The organism is Pseudoalteromonas sp. NCCP-2140 (genome assembly GCF_023708065.1).
Taxonomy (GTDB): domain Bacteria; phylum Pseudomonadota; class Gammaproteobacteria; order Enterobacterales; family Alteromonadaceae; genus Pseudoalteromonas.
This window is the reverse complement of record NZ_BRCZ01000017.1, coordinates 43,442-59,242: the sequence shown is the minus strand read 5'-3', so window position 1 is coordinate 59,242 and position 15,801 is coordinate 43,442. Positions and strand designations below refer to the sequence as shown.

General features: G+C 42.6%; 9 protein-coding genes and 1 other RNA gene. 8 read left to right on the top strand and 2 right to left on the bottom strand.

Features of this window, described 5'->3' with window-relative positions:
- The first annotated feature begins 462 nt into the window (after positions 1-462).
- From NFU46_RS19575 to NFU46_RS19565, 3 genes are read left to right on the top strand one after another with little or no spacing between them, the layout of a single operon-like run.
- Positions 463-1,869: an efflux transporter outer membrane subunit gene (locus tag NFU46_RS19575; RefSeq protein ID WP_251604224.1), complete on the top strand. Its 1,407-nt coding sequence runs from the start codon at positions 463-465 to the stop codon at positions 1,867-1,869.
- A 2-nt stretch (positions 1,870-1,871) separates the two neighbouring features.
- Positions 1,872-3,110: an efflux RND transporter periplasmic adaptor subunit gene (locus tag NFU46_RS19570; protein ID WP_251604222.1), complete on the top strand. Its 1,239-nt coding sequence runs from the start codon at positions 1,872-1,874 to the stop codon at positions 3,108-3,110.
- Entirely contained in the window at positions 3,110-6,190 is a 3,081-nt protein-coding gene (locus tag NFU46_RS19565; protein WP_251604219.1) for an efflux RND transporter permease subunit, read from the top strand. The genes NFU46_RS19570 and NFU46_RS19565 overlap by 1 nt, the downstream gene beginning before the upstream one ends.
- 612 nt (positions 6,191-6,802) lie before the next feature.
- Here NFU46_RS19565 and ssrS read toward each other — a convergent pair.
- Positions 6,803-6,986: non-coding RNA, 6S RNA (gene ssrS, locus NFU46_RS19560), on the bottom strand.
- A gap of 194 nt (positions 6,987-7,180) precedes the next feature.
- Between ssrS and NFU46_RS19555 the strand changes: the two genes are divergently transcribed.
- From NFU46_RS19555 to nagP, 5 genes are all read left to right on the top strand, one after another.
- Positions 7,181-7,744 (top strand): UPF0149 family protein, encoded by a 564-nt coding sequence (locus NFU46_RS19555; protein WP_054551315.1) that lies wholly within the window; start codon positions 7,181-7,183, stop codon positions 7,742-7,744.
- A gap of 20 nt (positions 7,745-7,764) precedes the next feature.
- Positions 7,765-9,090, top strand: coding sequence for a Xaa-Pro aminopeptidase (gene pepP, locus NFU46_RS19550; protein ID WP_251604216.1), 1,326 nt, complete (start codon positions 7,765-7,767; stop codon positions 9,088-9,090).
- Positions 9,091-9,098: 8 nt separating this feature from the next.
- Positions 9,099-10,280, top strand: a complete 1,182-nt coding sequence (gene ubiH / locus NFU46_RS19545) for a 2-octaprenyl-6-methoxyphenyl hydroxylase (protein ID WP_251604212.1) — start codon at positions 9,099-9,101, stop codon at positions 10,278-10,280.
- Positions 10,277-11,443, top strand: a complete 1,167-nt coding sequence (locus tag NFU46_RS19540; RefSeq protein WP_251604209.1) for an FAD-dependent monooxygenase — start codon at positions 10,277-10,279, stop codon at positions 11,441-11,443. The genes ubiH and NFU46_RS19540 overlap by 4 nt, the downstream gene beginning before the upstream one ends.
- A 208-nt stretch (positions 11,444-11,651) precedes the next feature.
- Positions 11,652-12,956 carry an N-acetylglucosamine MFS transporter NagP gene (gene nagP / locus NFU46_RS19535; protein WP_055198117.1) on the top strand — a complete coding sequence of 435 codons (1,305 nt, stop codon included), beginning with the start codon at positions 11,652-11,654 and terminating at the stop codon, positions 12,954-12,956.
- A gap of 650 nt (positions 12,957-13,606) precedes the next feature.
- Here the strand turns inward: nagP and NFU46_RS19530 are convergent.
- The gene (locus tag NFU46_RS19530; protein ID WP_251604206.1) at positions 13,607-15,757 is read right to left on the bottom strand and encodes a TonB-dependent receptor domain-containing protein; all 2,151 of its coding nucleotides are present in this window, start codon (positions 15,755-15,757) and stop codon (positions 13,607-13,609) included.
- Between the last annotated feature and the right edge of the window lie 44 nt (positions 15,758-15,801).

Sequence of the window (15,801 nt, the reverse complement as noted above, 5' to 3'; positions counted from 1 at the left end):
CGTATTTATTCGCGACCATCTTAACTGTATCTGTGGTGTCTAACGACTCTTGAACGACTTTTATTTTAAATTCGAGGGAATATCTACGCTGTGACTTTACTTTCATGATTACTGACTCCAAAAAGGTGTCTACTTTTATGGAGTCAGATCATTTAAATACATAAGTTAGCGAGTTAGAAAGGGGAAAGAGTAAAGTTAGATTGTGCCCGCACATTGCTATGGCTAAACCCGGTACCGTAGGCGTGAAATTCATTTCGCGCGAATAAGAATAATAAGTTCTTGTATAAAAGAAAAACTACATGGAAGATTTTCGATAGCTGATAGTTTGCAACTTACCTCCATTTTCCTACCGTTCATCGTCCCCAAATGTCAGGCTGTGTAATGTTATGTAAAGTCTGTTGAGCAAAACTTAACGTGGTGCTTGAATTACACTCATAAATAGATGTTTTTCAGGTTTTTAGAATGAATTGGCAATATAAGCCGAGTTTATTGGCTTTAAGTGTAATTTTGCTAAGTGCATGTGCTAGCCAGCCGACTCACAATGAACGAGTTGCTGAGCTGGAGACTGTACCAAGTGCATGGCAGCAACTTCCTTCTGGCGACAAGGTGCTTGCTGTTGAAGACAACTGGTTACAGCAATTACACGACCCTCAAGTTTTTACTTTAGTTGAGCAAGCATTAGCCCATAACCAAGCGATTTTACAAGCGGGCTATGATGTCGCGATTAAAGAGCAGCAGCTTATTGCTGCTGGGGCTGATTTATGGCCAAGCCTTGATTTATCAACACGTGCGAGCCGTAGTAAAGATAACCGCCCTGTTAGTTATAATAACGCCAGCTCAGCATCATTAGAATTAAGCTACGAAGTTGATTTATGGGGCAAATTGTCGGCCTCAGAACGACAAGCAAATCTTGAATACCTAGCTGAAAAAGCCACATTTGCGCAAAGCAAACAACAATTAGTTGCTGATGTAGTAGCGGGTTGGTTTGATGTTATTACGAACCACAAGTTACTTGAGCTATATAAGCAGCGTGAGCAAAACGCTGAGAAAAATTTAGATATTATTGAGTCAGGTTATCGCCAAGGTTTAAATGAAGCACTTGACGTTTACCTTGCCCGTAATGAGCTAAATACTGAGCGCTCGAATATTGCTGCACAGCAAGCAACGTTAACTAAATCAATTCGTGATTTAGAGCGTTTAACAGGCCAATATCCTGCTGGGGCATTATCGGTTAGTGCCGGTTTGCCACTACTTGAGAACACAATTCCTTCGGGTTTACCTTCAGAGCTTATCACCCGCAAGCCAGCGTTAATGGCAAGCTGGTATCAGTTGTTAAGTACTGATGCGGGACTTGCTTACGCGCACAAACAACGTTTTCCGAGCTTAAATCTTTCAGCATCTATCAGTGATAGCACAGATAGAGTGAGTGATTTATTTTCACCTTCAAGCTTAGCTTGGTCACTGATAGGTAGTATTTCAATGCCGCTTTTTGAAGGTGGTCGCTTAAAAGCCAATGAAGAGCAGGCAAGGCTTAGCGTTAAACGTCAGGAGCAAGCTTACCTTGCCACACTCTATGATGCCTTTAACGATGTTGAAACAGCCATCAGTCAAGAGCAAGCCTTGAAAGTGCGTTATGAGAAAACCTTAGAAGCACAAGAAAATGCAATTGCCGCAGAGCGTTTGTCTTTTGAGCAATATCAAAGTGGTTTAGTAACATACACGACAGTGCTTGATGCGCAAGATCGCTCTTTTAACGCGCAAAGCTCTGTTATCGAACTCAAAAACCAACTTATTAAAAATAGAATCAACTTACACATTGCCCTTGGCGGTGACTTTAGTGAAGCAAATAGCGAAGTAGCAGAGCAATAATCATGAATACTAAGACACGTAAAATATTAATTCCAGTTATTGTCATTGTAGTGACGGTATTACTCGTCATGTTTATTAAAGGTAACCCGCCGCAAGCAAATCGTTTTTCTTCACCACCGAAAGCGAAAGTAAATGTGGCTGTTAAAACTCTAACACCAGAAACTTATCAAGTAATGATTGATAGTTTTGGCACCGTAAAGCCACGTACGCAAAGTATGCTAGTCGCGCAGGCTTCAGGGCAAATTATCGAAATTAGTGAGCAATTTCGTGAAGGTGGCTTTTTCGAAAAAGGCGATGTGTTGTTGCAACTAGATGATAGAGATCACCGCGCCGAAGTAAAATCAGCACAAGCGACGTTATTAACCGCTGAGCAAAGCTTACTTGAAGAGCAAGCTCGTGGTCGTCAAGCAATTACTGATTGGGAGCGCTTAGGCAAGGGGGAACAAGCAAGTAGCCTGGTACTTCGTAAACCACAATTAGCAGCAGCCGAAGCCAGTGTGTTGTCTGCGCAAGCGACACTTGAAAAAGCGAAGCTTGATTTAGAGCGTACAAAGATCACTGCTCCATACGCGGGGCGAGTTTTAAGTCGCAGCGTAGACTTAGGGCAAGTGGTGAGTAATAACATGGAACTTGCTAGCATTTATGCGATTGATCGCGTTGAAATTCGCTTACCAATCAAAAATAAAGATTTGCCGTTCATTAACTTACCAGAGCAGTTTCGTGATGGCGCTAAAAATAGCGCCGGTTCACTCGTTAAATTCAGCTCAGATCTCGTTGGCAAACAGTATTGGCAAGGTCAAGTTATACGCACCGAAGGGGCTATAGATGAAAGTGCACAGCAGCTTTACGTGGTTGCACAAATTAACGATCCTTACCAAGCAACGTCAGCGAATCAATACCCAATCAAAATTGGTCAGTATATCAAAGCGCAAATTACCGGTAAGGCGATAGAGAGTGCCATTGTTATCCCAAACAGCGCAATTTACCAAGGCACGTACGTTTATGTTGAAGAGCAAGGTGTACTGCGTCGTAAAAATATCTCACTGGCTTGGCAAAACGCTAACCAAGCCGTTGTCGCTGATGGTTTGACTGCAGGCGATAACTTGGTGATTACACCGCTTGGTCAAGTGAGTTCTGGTACACAAGTTACCGTTATGGGTAGCGAAGAGTATCAAGCGACTAGAGCAAAAGCACAGCGCCCAAACAATCAACAGCCGCCTAAAGAGCAAGGAGCGCAATAATGATTGCTTGGTTTACAAAGAATCATGTTGCAGCAAACTTATTGCTGATCAGCATATTATTAGCGGGTTTATTTAGCGTTTCGACGCAAATACCACTTGAAGTATTTCCATCGTTTGAGTCTGACCGAATTAGTGTCAGTGTATCACTTCGAGGATCAACTCCTGAAGATGTTGAAAAAGCGGTATCAATTCGCATAGAAGAAGCGGTGCAAGATCTTGAGGGAGTTAAGCGTATCACTAGCCGCTCTTCTGAAGGCTCTTCTTCGGTAAGTATTGAAGTTGAGACTGGGTATGATCCAAGAGAGCTGTTAGCTGATATTAAAAGTCGGGTTGATGCAATTAACACCTTTCCGGTCGATGCTGAAAAACCGATTGTTTCGCTTGCTGAGTGGAAGCGCGAAGTAATCGCCGTGACTGTTTCAAGTATCTATGGTGAAAAAGAAACGCTTGAATACGCCGAGACTGTACGCGATGAGCTTCTACGTTTGCCTAGTGTAACTCAAGTTGAGTTAAGCGGAGTGCGTGATTACGAAATTGCCATTGAAGTAAGTCAAGATACTTTACGCCAATACGATTTACGCTTATCGGACATTTCTTCAGCAATTAGCAATTCAAGTACAGATGTTTCAGCTGGTAACTTAAAAACCGAAGGGGGAGATGTACTCATTCGTTCAAAAGGTCAAGCTTATCGCAAAGACGAATTTGCTAACATAGTGGTAAAAAACCAAGCTGATGGCACTATTATTCGTTTAGGTGACATAGCCCGTATTAGCGATGATTTTGAAGAAACCCCAGTGCGTACTCGATTTAATGGTAAACAAGCGGCGTTTATTGATGTGTATCGTATTGGCCCGCAAAGTGCGATTGAAGTTGCTGATGAGGTAAAAAACTATATTACTGAGCATCAAAGCCAACTACCGGAAGGGTTTGAGTTAAGTTATTGGGATGATGACTCAGAAGTTGTAAAAAGCCGAATAGCAACGCTAACTAGTAACGCAATTCAGGGCGGGATTTTAGTCCTTGCGCTACTCACCTTATTCTTGCGTCCTGCCATAGCATTTTGGGTATTTATTGGCATTCCTGTGTCGTTCATGGGCGCGTTTTTAATGATGCCAATATTTGGTATCACACTTAATGTAATCAGCTTATTTGGTTTTATTTTGGTGCTAGGTATTGTTGTTGACGATGCCATTGTGACCGGTGAAAACGTCTACACCCACCTAAAAACTGCAGAGAGTGGTGAGCAAGCCGCTATTCGTGGAACGCAAGAGGTGGCAACTCCGGTAACATTTGGTGTTCTCACGACTGTTGCGGCATTTTTACCTCTCGCTTTTATTGAAGGTGCTCGAGGCGCTATATTTGCACAAATTCCAGTAGTAGTTATTCCTGTTTTACTGTTCTCTTTGATTGAGTCTAAGTTTGTATTACCAGCACACTTAAAATACTTAAAGTTACGCCATGAAAAGGGCGAACCATCGAAACTAGAGCGCCTTCAACAGCGTTTTGCCGATGGCTTTGAACACGCAATAATGAAGTATTACCAACCATTATTGAATCTAGCTTTAAAGAATAAAATGGCTACGGTTAGCTTATTTGTTGGGATTTTTGTAATTATTGTTACCTTGATCACAAGTGGTTGGACTAAATTTACCTTTTTCCCACGTATTCCAAGTGAAACTGTACGTGCATCCGTAACTTTCCCTGCCGGAACACCGTTTGAAGTGACCAATAAATACGTCATTAAAATGTCAGACAAGGCAAAAGAATTACAAGATAAATACCGCGATGAAGAAGGTCAAAGTGTAATTCTAAATATTTTGGCAACCACAGGTGGCCGTGGTGGTTCGTCAAATACCGGTAGTGTTAGATTTGAGATTATGCCAGCAGAAAAGCGTGAATCAGATATAGGCTCACGGGAGCTTGCCAGCGAATGGCGTGATCTTATCGGTATTATACCGGGTGCAGAGAGTGTAACTTTCCGTGCTGAGTTTGGCCGAACATCTAGCCCGATTGATGTACAGCTAAGCGGTAGCTCAATCGACACTCTCGAAGCTGTTGCTGAAAAAGTTAAAGTACGTTTATCGACCTATCCAACAGTGTACGAAATTGCAGATAGCATGTCAGATGGTAAAGAAGAGTTGCAAATTGAGCTGACAGAGCAGGGGTTAGCGCTTGGATTAAATCGTGTTGATGTATCGCAACAAGTTCGCAATTCGTTCTTTGGAGCGCAAGTACAGCGCATTCAACGTGGGCGCGACGATGTGCGCGTAATGGTACGCTTACCGATTGAAGAGCGTCGCTCGGTTGCAGACTTAAAAGATATACTTATTAAAACACCTGCTGGTGGTACTGTGCCGCTTTCGCATGTGGCGACTTTAGTACCGGGGCAAAGCCCATCGTCTATTTATCGTATTGACCGCTATCGCACATTGAACGTAACAGCCGATGTTGAAAAATCAAATACCAATATGACGGTACTGCAAGCAGACTTAAAAACCTACTTAGATGAGCTAATGGTGCAATACCCAGGTGTTGATTACACACTAGAAGGTGAAGCCAAAGAGCAGCGAGAGTCATTTGGTTCATTGGCTTGGGGCCTCGTGTTTGTATTCTTTATTATTTATGCGTTATTAGCGATACCGTTTAAATCATATATGCAGCCATTAATTGTGATGAGTGTTATTCCGTTTGGCATGATAGGTGCGGTAATGGGTCACTGGGTAATGGGTATGGAGTTAACCATTATGAGCTTACTTGGCATGTTAGCCTTGATAGGCGTGGTAGTGAATGACTCTCTAGTACTGGTTGATTTTATCAATAAGAAGCGTGAAGAAGGCGGTGATTTACTGGAAACCGTTAAGCTTGCAGGGGCAGCACGTTTTCGCCCTGTTATGCTAACCAGTTTAACCACCTTTATTGGTTTAATGCCGCTGTTATTTGAAAAAGCAACGCAAGCACAATTCCTTATTCCAATGGCTGTAAGCCTTGGCTTTGGGATTATCTTCGCAACGCTTATCACCTTGCTATTAGTGCCAGTTAATTATCTATTAATGGAGCGCTTTCAGGGATGGTTTAAGTAGGGGGCGATAGGTTGAAAGCATGTGTGTTGGGTAGAGTGAAGTGAAACCCAACACACAGGAGCTATCAGCTTTCAGCCGTCAGCTATCAGAAAAACAAACAAGTTAGCGAGTTAGCAGGGGGAAAGAGTAAAGTTAACGAGTTTCGAGATGTAGGAGGCGTTTCAACGCCGAAAAAATGGAGATATTAGATATCAGTGGTTAGACGTTAGATTAGATTGTGCCCGCACATTGCTATGGCTAACCCCGATACTGTAGGCGTGAAATTTATTTCGCGCGATATTTCTTAAATAACGGGTTAGTCGAGGTCGAGCTTTAGCCCGTAGGTTGGGTAGAGCGAAGCGAAACCCAACACATAGGAAATATTAGATATTAGTCGTCAGAAGTCAGATAAAAATGAGTTAGCGAGTTAGCAAGGGGAAAGAGTAAAGTTAGTACCGTAGGCGTGAAATTTATTTCGCGCGAATAAGAGTAATAAGTTCTTGTATAAGAGAAAAACTAAGGGAAGTTATTGAAAACTTGAAACTTGAAACTTGAAACTTGAAACTTGAAACTTGAAACTTGAAACTTGAAACTTGAAACTTGAAACTTGAAACTTGTAACTAGATAGAAATGGTGTTCCCCAAGTATGCGGTGCCCGGTGTCAGTCCTGAAACCTTGAGGTTTCAGGGCGGGGATCTGCGGTTTACCGTAGGCTTCTCGGTACATGCCGAGCTTGCACAATAGTAGACGAACAGAAACCCTAACATAAAATTTATCGGCTCAGGGACTTAACCAAGCTCCTGCACCCTAGGGAACACCTTCAGTATATAAGACAAGTTTCAATCCTTAAACCATAGAAGTAAAAAAAGCGGATCGTTCGGGTAGTTTTTCCCCACCTTTAACTGCTTATTTACTTTTCAGATTGCTTTTTGACCTCAATCATACAATTAATTGGAGTTGCGATTTATCGAGTGGTAGCATGGCGTTACTTAGCCGAACAAAGAAAAAGTTATGAGCACGTTACCTGATTACCAACAAGCCCAATTGTTATTAGAAAAGAATGAAATTTTTGTCGCACCAGCTGAAGCCCATGGTGTGATCAGTGGTTTATTAGCCTGTGGCATCAATATCGAAGCCGACGAATACTTAGGTTTATTAAGCGATGTATTCAATGATGGCTTAGCCTTTAATAAAGATTTAAAAGCATTTTTTGCTGACGTGTATTCTCAGGTTGTTGCCAGCTTTAGCGATGAAGAATTTCAGTTTGACCTATTTTTACCAAGCGACGACGAAACGCTGATCGATTTAGCCAATGGCTTAGTATCTTGGGTATCGGGTTTTATGCTTGGTTTTGGTTTAAAACAAAAAGATTACGGCAAGTTATCTGCTGATGTGAAAGAAGTGATCAGCGATTTTAGTGAAATTACCCGCCTAGACACCATGTTTGAAGAGACCGAAGAAGACAGCCAAGCACTGCACGAAGTGATTGAGTATGTGCGTGTTTCTGCTCTGTTATGTTTTGCTGAGCTAGGTAAAGAACCAGCCGATAAAAACCCTAAGAAGACCCTTCACTAATCAAATTACAGAGGTTTAGCATGTCGTCTATTGCAATCGATAAAGCTGAATTTAAAGCCCGCCGCGAGCGCTTGCTTGCGATGATGGATAAAAATAGCGTGGCTATTATTCCTGCGGCAGGAGAAGTAACACGTAGCCGTGATACTGAATATGCATTTCGTCAAGACAGTGATTTTTTCTACCTAACAGGGTTTAACGAACCAGATGCAGTTTTAGTGCTTTGCCCGTCAAGCGATACACCAAGTACGCTTATTTGCCGTAACAAAGACAAACTAGCTGAAATTTGGCATGGCCGAAGAATTGGTTTCGAAAAAGCTAAATCTGAGTACTTATTCGACGCAACTTGCCCACTTAGTGAACTAGATGAACAATTATTAGATTTGGTGAACGGCCAGCAGATTTTATTTTATGCTCAAGGCACTTACGCAAATTTCGATGCAAAGGTTTGGGACTTATTAAACACACTTCGCGGCGCACCTAAAAAGGGCTATAAAGCCCCACATACTATTAAAGATATTCGTGGTTTAGTGCATGAAATGCGTTTGTTTAAATCTGACGCAGAATTAAACATTATGCGTACAGCTTGCGAAATTAGTGCGCAAGGCCATATTCGCGCTATGCAGTTTGCCAAACCTGGCGCAACTGAATACCAATTAGAAGCAGAGCTTCATCACCATTATGCAATGAATGGTGCTCGTCATCCTGCTTATGGCACGATTGTCGGCAGTGGCGACAACGCCAACATTTTGCACTACACACAAAATGACGCTGAGCTAAAAGATGGCGATTTAGTGTTAATTGACTCTGGCTGTGAGCTTGAAGGTTATGCGGCAGATATCACACGTACTTTCCCAATCAATGGCAAGTTTAGCGAACCACAAGCGGCGCTTTACAACATTGTATTAGCAGCTCAAGAAGCAGCATTCAGCCAAGTAAAGCCGGGCGGTAGTTTATCGAAAGCGAATGAACTGGCCTCAACGGTATTAACGCAAGGGCTTATTGATTTAGGCATTTTAACTGGTGAGCTTGATGAACTAATGGCAAACCAAGCCTGCAAAGCATTTTACATGCATGGCCTTGGTCACTGGCTAGGGTTAGACGTACACGATGTTGGCGAATATAAGCTTGATGAAAAAGAGCGCGTATTTGAGCCGGGCATGGTGCTCACTATCGAGCCGGGTTTATATATTAGCAAAGATGCAAAAGCGCCAGAGCAATATAAAGGCATCGGTATTCGTATCGAAGATAACTTACTTGTCACTCAAGATGGCCATGAAAACCTGACCATTTCGGTTCCTAAAACCGTTAGTGACATTGAAGCAGTGATGCAAGCAAACAAAGGCTAGGAGCAAGCGTGGCAAAGCAGTTTGATGTTGTCATTATCGGCGGTGGAATGGCGGGTGCAAGTTGTGCCCTAGGCCTAAAACAGAGCAATAAGCAGTTATCAATCGCTGTAATTGAAGCAAATGAAGTAAGCGCAGACTATCACCCAAGCTTTGATGATAGAAGCATTGCGCTGGCTCAGCAGTCTGTTCAGTACTTAAAATCAATCAATGCGTTTGATTGCCAAGCGCCATTTGCAGCAGCGATTAAAAAAGTAACTGTATCTGACCGTGGCCATTTTGGTAAAACACATATTGATTGCCAAGAATATGGTCATGATGCCCTTGGTTATGTGGTCGAAGTGAACCCATTTGGGCGCAGCCTTCATCAGCAACTTACGCGTACTGATGTTAGTTTGTTTTGCCCTGATACGGTTGCCAAGCTTGAATACCAAAGCGATTTTGCCAATATCACGCTAAGCTCGGGCGAGCAGTTAAGCGCAAAGCTTGTGGTGATTGCCGATGGTGCTCATTCGCAAAGCCGTAAACTAGCTAATATAGAGTTTAATACTCGCGCTTATCAGCAAGCGGCGATTATTGCTAACATCGAAGTGGCTGATGGTCATCATAATCATGCTTTTGAGCGTTTTACTGAGCACGGCCCAATGGCACTGTTGCCAATGAGTAATAACCGATACTCACTGGTGTGGTGTATGGAGCCTGAGCAAATTGAGCACACTATGACGCTTGAAGACGATGCCTTTTTAGCTGCGTTACAAAAAGCATTTGGTTACTGCGGCGGTTCATTTAGTAAAGTGGGTATGCGTGCAAGTTATCCGCTTGTCTATGGTAAAGCAGAATCACTGAGCAGCCACCGTACGGTATTAATTGGTAATGCAGGGCATGCTATTCACCCAATTGCAGGGCAGGGCTTTAATTTAGGCCTGCGTGATGTGCAACTACTGTGTGATATGGCAAATAGAGACGACCTTGGTGATTACGCCTTTACCCGTTATTACAGCCAAACTCGCAGTAAAGATATTACGACCGTGATGACACTCACAGACAGCCTAGTGCGTTTGTTCTCTAACTCAACACGGTTGCTCGCGCTTGGTCGCAGCATAGGCCTTTTCTCAATGGATTTATTCTCCTCGTTAAAAACCCCGCTGGCAAAACAGCTTATGGGTCAGGTTAAGCAAGGTAAACGGATATGAAACAAGCACAAGTTTGTATTGTCGGTGGTGGCTGTGTTGGTCTTACGCTAGCACTAGGTTTAGCAAAAGCAGATATCAGCGTTGTGGTGATTGACGCGAGTAAAAATCAAACCTTACCGGGTGATGATTACGCACTTCGCGTGAGCGCATTAAGCTTAGCTAGTCAGGGCTTATTCGAGTCTTTAAATGTATGGCCAGAGATCATTAAACAACGTGCTACACCGTATACCTCGATGGATGTACGTGATCAAGACAGCTTTGGCAAAATTCATTTTGATCATAACGATCTCGACTTACCGCAACTAGGTCATATCGTCGAAAACGACATTATTCGCTACGCTTTAATTGGCGAACTTGAAAAGCAAAGTAATGCTACCTTACTATTCGAAACTCGCTATCAGCAAATTCATCAAACTGACTCTGATGTGTTTATTACTCTTGAAAGCGGCGAGCCTGTGATTGCTAAACTATTAGTGGCGGCTGATGGGGCTAACTCGGCTATTCGCAAGCAGTTCAATATGCCAATTACCTTCAAAGATTATGACCATCACGCTATTGTTGCCACGGTTAAAACCGCTGATGAGCATAACAACACAGCGCGCCAAGTGTTTTTGCCAACCGGGCCGCTGGCGTTTTTACCCTTGCCAGATAAACATACGCACTCAATTGTTTGGTCAACAAGCCCTGAGCATTGCGACACACTTTTAGCGCTTGATGATAACAACTTTAATAAAGCGGTTATGGCAGCCATTGATGGCCAATGTGGTTTATGTGAAGTGCAAAGTGAGCGCATGGCGTTTCCACTTAAGATGCGTTATGCCCAGCAGTGGGTGTCGGGCAAAGTAGTATTAATGGGCGATGCAGCGCATACCATTCATCCATTAGCTGGTTTAGGTATGAACCTTGGCCTAAAAGACGCCGCTTATTTAATTGAGCTATTAAGTAATGAGCAAGGCGAGTTTGCAAGTGCACGCACGCTGCGTGATTATGAACGTACTCGTAAGCTTGATGCACAAAAACATATTGCCATGATGCAAGGCTTAAAAGAGCTATTTGCGGGCGCTAATCCACTGAAAAAGCTTGTACGTGGTGTTGGTTTAAGCCTTGTAGACAACCTAGGTCCAATTAAACATTTGTTTGCAAAAGAAGCAATTGGTAAATAACGCCTAACTAGTTGTTACTATTTAGTTTAAGCCGCAGCTAAGCAATTAGCTGCGGCTTTTTAGCACTTATATGAATGCAAAATGATAGCGCTGTCATTTTTGTTAGTGTATGATTAAATTTTTGTGATTGGTATGGAAATTAAACAGCTCTGTTGAGTTGTATACTAAATTCCAACCAAATAAAAATAATTAAACTAAGAGAACAATTATGGAAGCAACGGTTGAGTGTGACAACAACACAAAACAAAGCATCTGGCTGCCAATGGTATTGGCCGGCTCAATGTTTTTTATCTTAGGGTGTATAACGTGGCTTAATGGTGCAATTACACCATTTTTGCAGCAAATGCTTGAGCTTTCGCCGTTACAAGCTTCGTTTATCATCTCTTCTTTTTATATTGCGGTAACAGTCGCCGGTATCCCATCGGCTATGCTGATAAAGCGCGTTGGTTATAAGAATGGTATGGCAATTGGCTGTGCGATTATGGCTTTATCGGCGCTGATGTATATTCCTGCTGCGAAACTGCAAATGATCGAAATCTTTTTGTTCGCACAGTTAATGATAGGTGTTGGACAAACCGTGCTACAAACCGCTGTTAACCCATACGTGGTGAAAATGGGCTCTGAAAAATCAGCCGCTGTGCGCGTGTGTATCATGGGCTTATTAAACAAATTTGCGGGTGTTATCGTGCCTGTGATTTTTGCAGCTGTAGTAGTAAGCGGTGTTGTTGATGGTGCAGGTAAATTATCACAAGAGCAAAAAGACATTATGGCAAATAGCCTTATCATGCCTTATGTGTTGATTGCCGCTTTAATTATGTTATTTGCAGCATTTGCGAAATTCGCACCATTACCTGATTTAGTATTTGATGAAGATGAAACATCAAACGGCAAAGGTGAAATTAAAGAAACCCTAGCACACCCTCACTTAGTTTTAGGTGTAGTGGGGATTGCGCTATATGTTGCTGTTGAAGTTATTGCAGCAGATACCATTGGCTCGTACGCTTTACAAATTGGCGTTGCTGATTACTCAGTTATGACCTCTTACACCATGGCGTGTATGTTGATTGGTTACGCGATTGGTATTTTGACTATTCCACGCTTTATGAGCCAACAAACAGCGTTATTAATGTCGGGTATTGCCGGTATTATTACCGTGTTGTTAGTGGTGCTTGGCAGTAATGACTCGTTCATTATTTCAAACCTATTATTAGTGCCATTTGGTGGCCCACAATTACCAGACCCATTGTTATGCATTGCGTTATTAGGTTTTGCTAATGCCATGGTTTGGCCTGCAATTTGGCCACTGGCTTTAGCTGGCTTAGGTCGCTTAACAGGCACTGCATCAGGCTTATTGATCATGGGTATTGCTGGTGGTGCACTCGGCCCATTATTAATCGGTTTAGGAAACGTAGCAGGCCTAGGCGCACAAGGCGCTTACATTGTTATGATCCCTAGTTATGTATTCATTTTATTTTACGCCTTAAAAGGCCATAAGATGAGAAGCTGGAAGTAATCCAGTAGATTATTTTCAAGTTAGGCAAAGCCGCGGTACGCCCATCACCGCGGCTTTTTTGTGTGTAAAAGTTAGCGAGTTTTGAGTTAGCAAGGGGAAAGGGACGAGATACGAGGTGGAGGAGGCGTTTTAACGTCGAAAAAAGAGATATTAGATATCAGTGGTTAGAAATTAGATTGGATTGTGCCAGCACATAGTTAAATTGAAATGCTCATCCGTAGGCGTGAAATTTATTTCGCGCGATGCTTATTTAACCACAAAAGCAACACGTAGGTCGGGCTTTAGCCCGTCAATTTTAACTATTATGTGTCGCTATAAATGACGACTTACAGTGCTTGATTCATTAACTCGTAGGTTGGGAAGAGCGGAGCGAAACCCAACGTTTCACTTTTTTTTGCACAAAGAGAAAACAATGAGAAGTGAATGAGTAACCCAATAAAACTAATAATTACTTTCCTCTAAAGCGTAGTGTCTCTTTTCCTCTTTGTGAGTATTACTTTTTCTATGAAGCGCAGCGTCTCTATAGCTCTTTGTGAGTATTCATTGAATTACGCGATATAAAATCGCGGTTACAATCTTGCTAACTCACACCCACAAAAAAGCCGTGGGATTTTCATCACACGGCTTTTGATATTTCGCTAAGCGTTTTATTAGAACGAGTAGCTGTAACCTAGTTGTAGGGTACGTGGTTTACCTGGTTGAATACCGCCGTTTGCACGGTTTGCAACGTAGGTTTTGTCAAACAGGTTGTCTACTGTTAGATATACTTTTTGTTTGTCGTCGATGAGGTATTTAGCCGCTAAATCCCATACAACGCGGCTGTCGATTGCATTGCGACCTGAGTCTGTTAAATCTGCGTGTGCATCAGATACATAACGCATTTGCGTATCGAATACGAAGCTTGAGAACTCAGCACCCACTGAAAGCGCTAATTGGTTTTCAGGCACGTATGGCATTGCATCGCCTTTTTCTACGCTACCCCAAAGATCCGATTCAAACGCGTTGTCGAACTCAGAATCAGTGTAAGTGTAAGTTAAGCGAATTGGGAACGAAGCTGCATTAGTAGCAAATACTTTACCTGCACTTAGCTCAAAGCCAGACACAGATACTTCACCGTAGTTGTATTGGTCGCCAATGTTGTCATCGCTACAACCTACAGCCGCAGTACAGTTACCGTGCATGTTTGTGTAGTCAGAGTTAAAGTAAATTACTTCACCTTGAATGCCCGCGTAATCGTAACGACCACCTAGCTCAATGTTAACACTCTCTTCTTCTTCTTGATCCGCATTACCTGGGGCTGCTGGTGCGTAACCTTTTTGAATACCAGCAAGAAGCGTTAGGTTATCGCTTACAGTGTAAGTAGCACCTAGTGATGGTACTAAGATCTCAGTGTCGTTGCTGATATCTTTTGTTAAGCCATTTTCACGGTTTGGATCAGACTTAGCCCATTCAACACGTTTGATTGTGATGTCTTCGTAGCGAAGACCTGCGCTAATGACCAATGCATCAAGTGACCACTCATCTTGAATGAATAGGGTCGTTGCTTCTGCGCTATCTAAACGGTTGCTGTTTGAACCTGGAACGCCTTTTTCTGTAAGCGTCATTGATAGGTCTTGGTTAAGCGTGTACTTGTCTTCCCATTGGAAACGATCCATTTCATCTTCATGGTAACGTGCACCCACAGTGATGTAGTGGTTGCCCGCAGGGATATGGAATTCAGTTTGTAAGCCTTTCGCTTGGTAATCACGGTTATTCGCTTTTACGCCAACACCTTCAATACCTTCGCTCGTTGGGTTTGCTTCAAACTCGCTGTATTGCTCAAGGTAGCTGCTGCTTACTTTGCTTGCTTTATACCAGTTACGGTGGAAATCGTTTAGGTAAGCTGTAGCAAGTAGCTCATAACCTTTACCAAAGCGGTATGCATAGTTGATTTGGTATGCATTGTGTTGTGTGTTCATTTCATCGTTTTGTGATGCCGCATAACGACGGTAAGGGTTTGCTTGGTAATCAGCGTCAGTTAAACCCATGTACGTTTCGTCAGAGCGCTCGTCTGAGTACTTTAATTTCATTTCTAGGCTGTGTGCTTCGTTATCACCAAAGTCAAAGCCAAACTTTAATAAGAAATCATTCTTTTCAAAGCCTGTGTTGTCGCTACCTACAGGTAAATCTTTAAAGCCATCTGCACCGTAAGTAAATACTTCTACAAGGCCCGCAGCATTGTTTTTCTTTTTACCGAAATAAGCATGACCTTTGTAGAAACCGTCGCTACCAAGCTCGGCGTTAAGTAAACCTTTAGACCCTTCAGTTGGTAAGCTACGAGAAACTAAGTTTAAAACACCGCCTGTTGTACGCGGGCCATACTTTACAGAAGCTGCACCTTTAAGTACTTCGATAGACTCCATACGACCCATAGTAGGGAAGTAGTAAGCAGAAGGCGCTGAGTAAGGTGCTGGTGCTACAAGTACACCATCTTCCATTACTGAGATTTTGTCGTTACGACCTGTACCCGTACCACGCATACCGATGTTAGGGCGAAGGCCGTAGCCGTCTTCTTCTTGTACATATACACCCGGTACAGCACTTAAAACACGTGAGATATCAGTATATTCAAACTTTTCTAGTTCTTGCTCATCAATAAAAGTAGCAGAGCCAGGAATATCGTTAATTGCAGATGCAGAGCCAATTACAGTGATTTGCTCGAAGTTCTTCTCTTCTTTAGTTACATCTTTTGCAAAAGCATTAGCGCTTAAAGATAAAGCGACCGCAGTCGAAAGCGTAGAAACAATAAACTTAGGTGTCATTGTGTGTCCTGTATATGTTTAGATTTTTTTAATCGGCGCAATTA

Coding starts and splice junctions, on each gene's coding strand:
- NFU46_RS19575 (WP_251604224.1), top strand. CDS start 463: ATGAATTGGCAATATAAGCCGAGTTTATTGGCTTTAAGTGTAATTTTG.
- NFU46_RS19570 (WP_251604222.1), top strand. CDS start 1,872: ATGAATACTAAGACACGTAAAATATTAATTCCAGTTATTGTCATTGTA.
- NFU46_RS19565 (WP_251604219.1), top strand. CDS start 3,110: ATGATTGCTTGGTTTACAAAGAATCATGTTGCAGCAAACTTATTGCTG.
- NFU46_RS19555 (WP_054551315.1), top strand. CDS start 7,181: ATGAGCACGTTACCTGATTACCAACAAGCCCAATTGTTATTAGAAAAG.
- pepP (WP_251604216.1), top strand. CDS start 7,765: ATGTCGTCTATTGCAATCGATAAAGCTGAATTTAAAGCCCGCCGCGAG.
- NFU46_RS19540 (WP_251604209.1), top strand. CDS start 10,277: ATGAAACAAGCACAAGTTTGTATTGTCGGTGGTGGCTGTGTTGGTCTT.
- nagP (WP_055198117.1), top strand. CDS start 11,652: ATGGAAGCAACGGTTGAGTGTGACAACAACACAAAACAAAGCATCTGG.
- NFU46_RS19530 (WP_251604206.1), bottom strand. CDS start 15,757: ATGACACCTAAGTTTATTGTTTCTACGCTTTCGACTGCGGTCGCTTTA.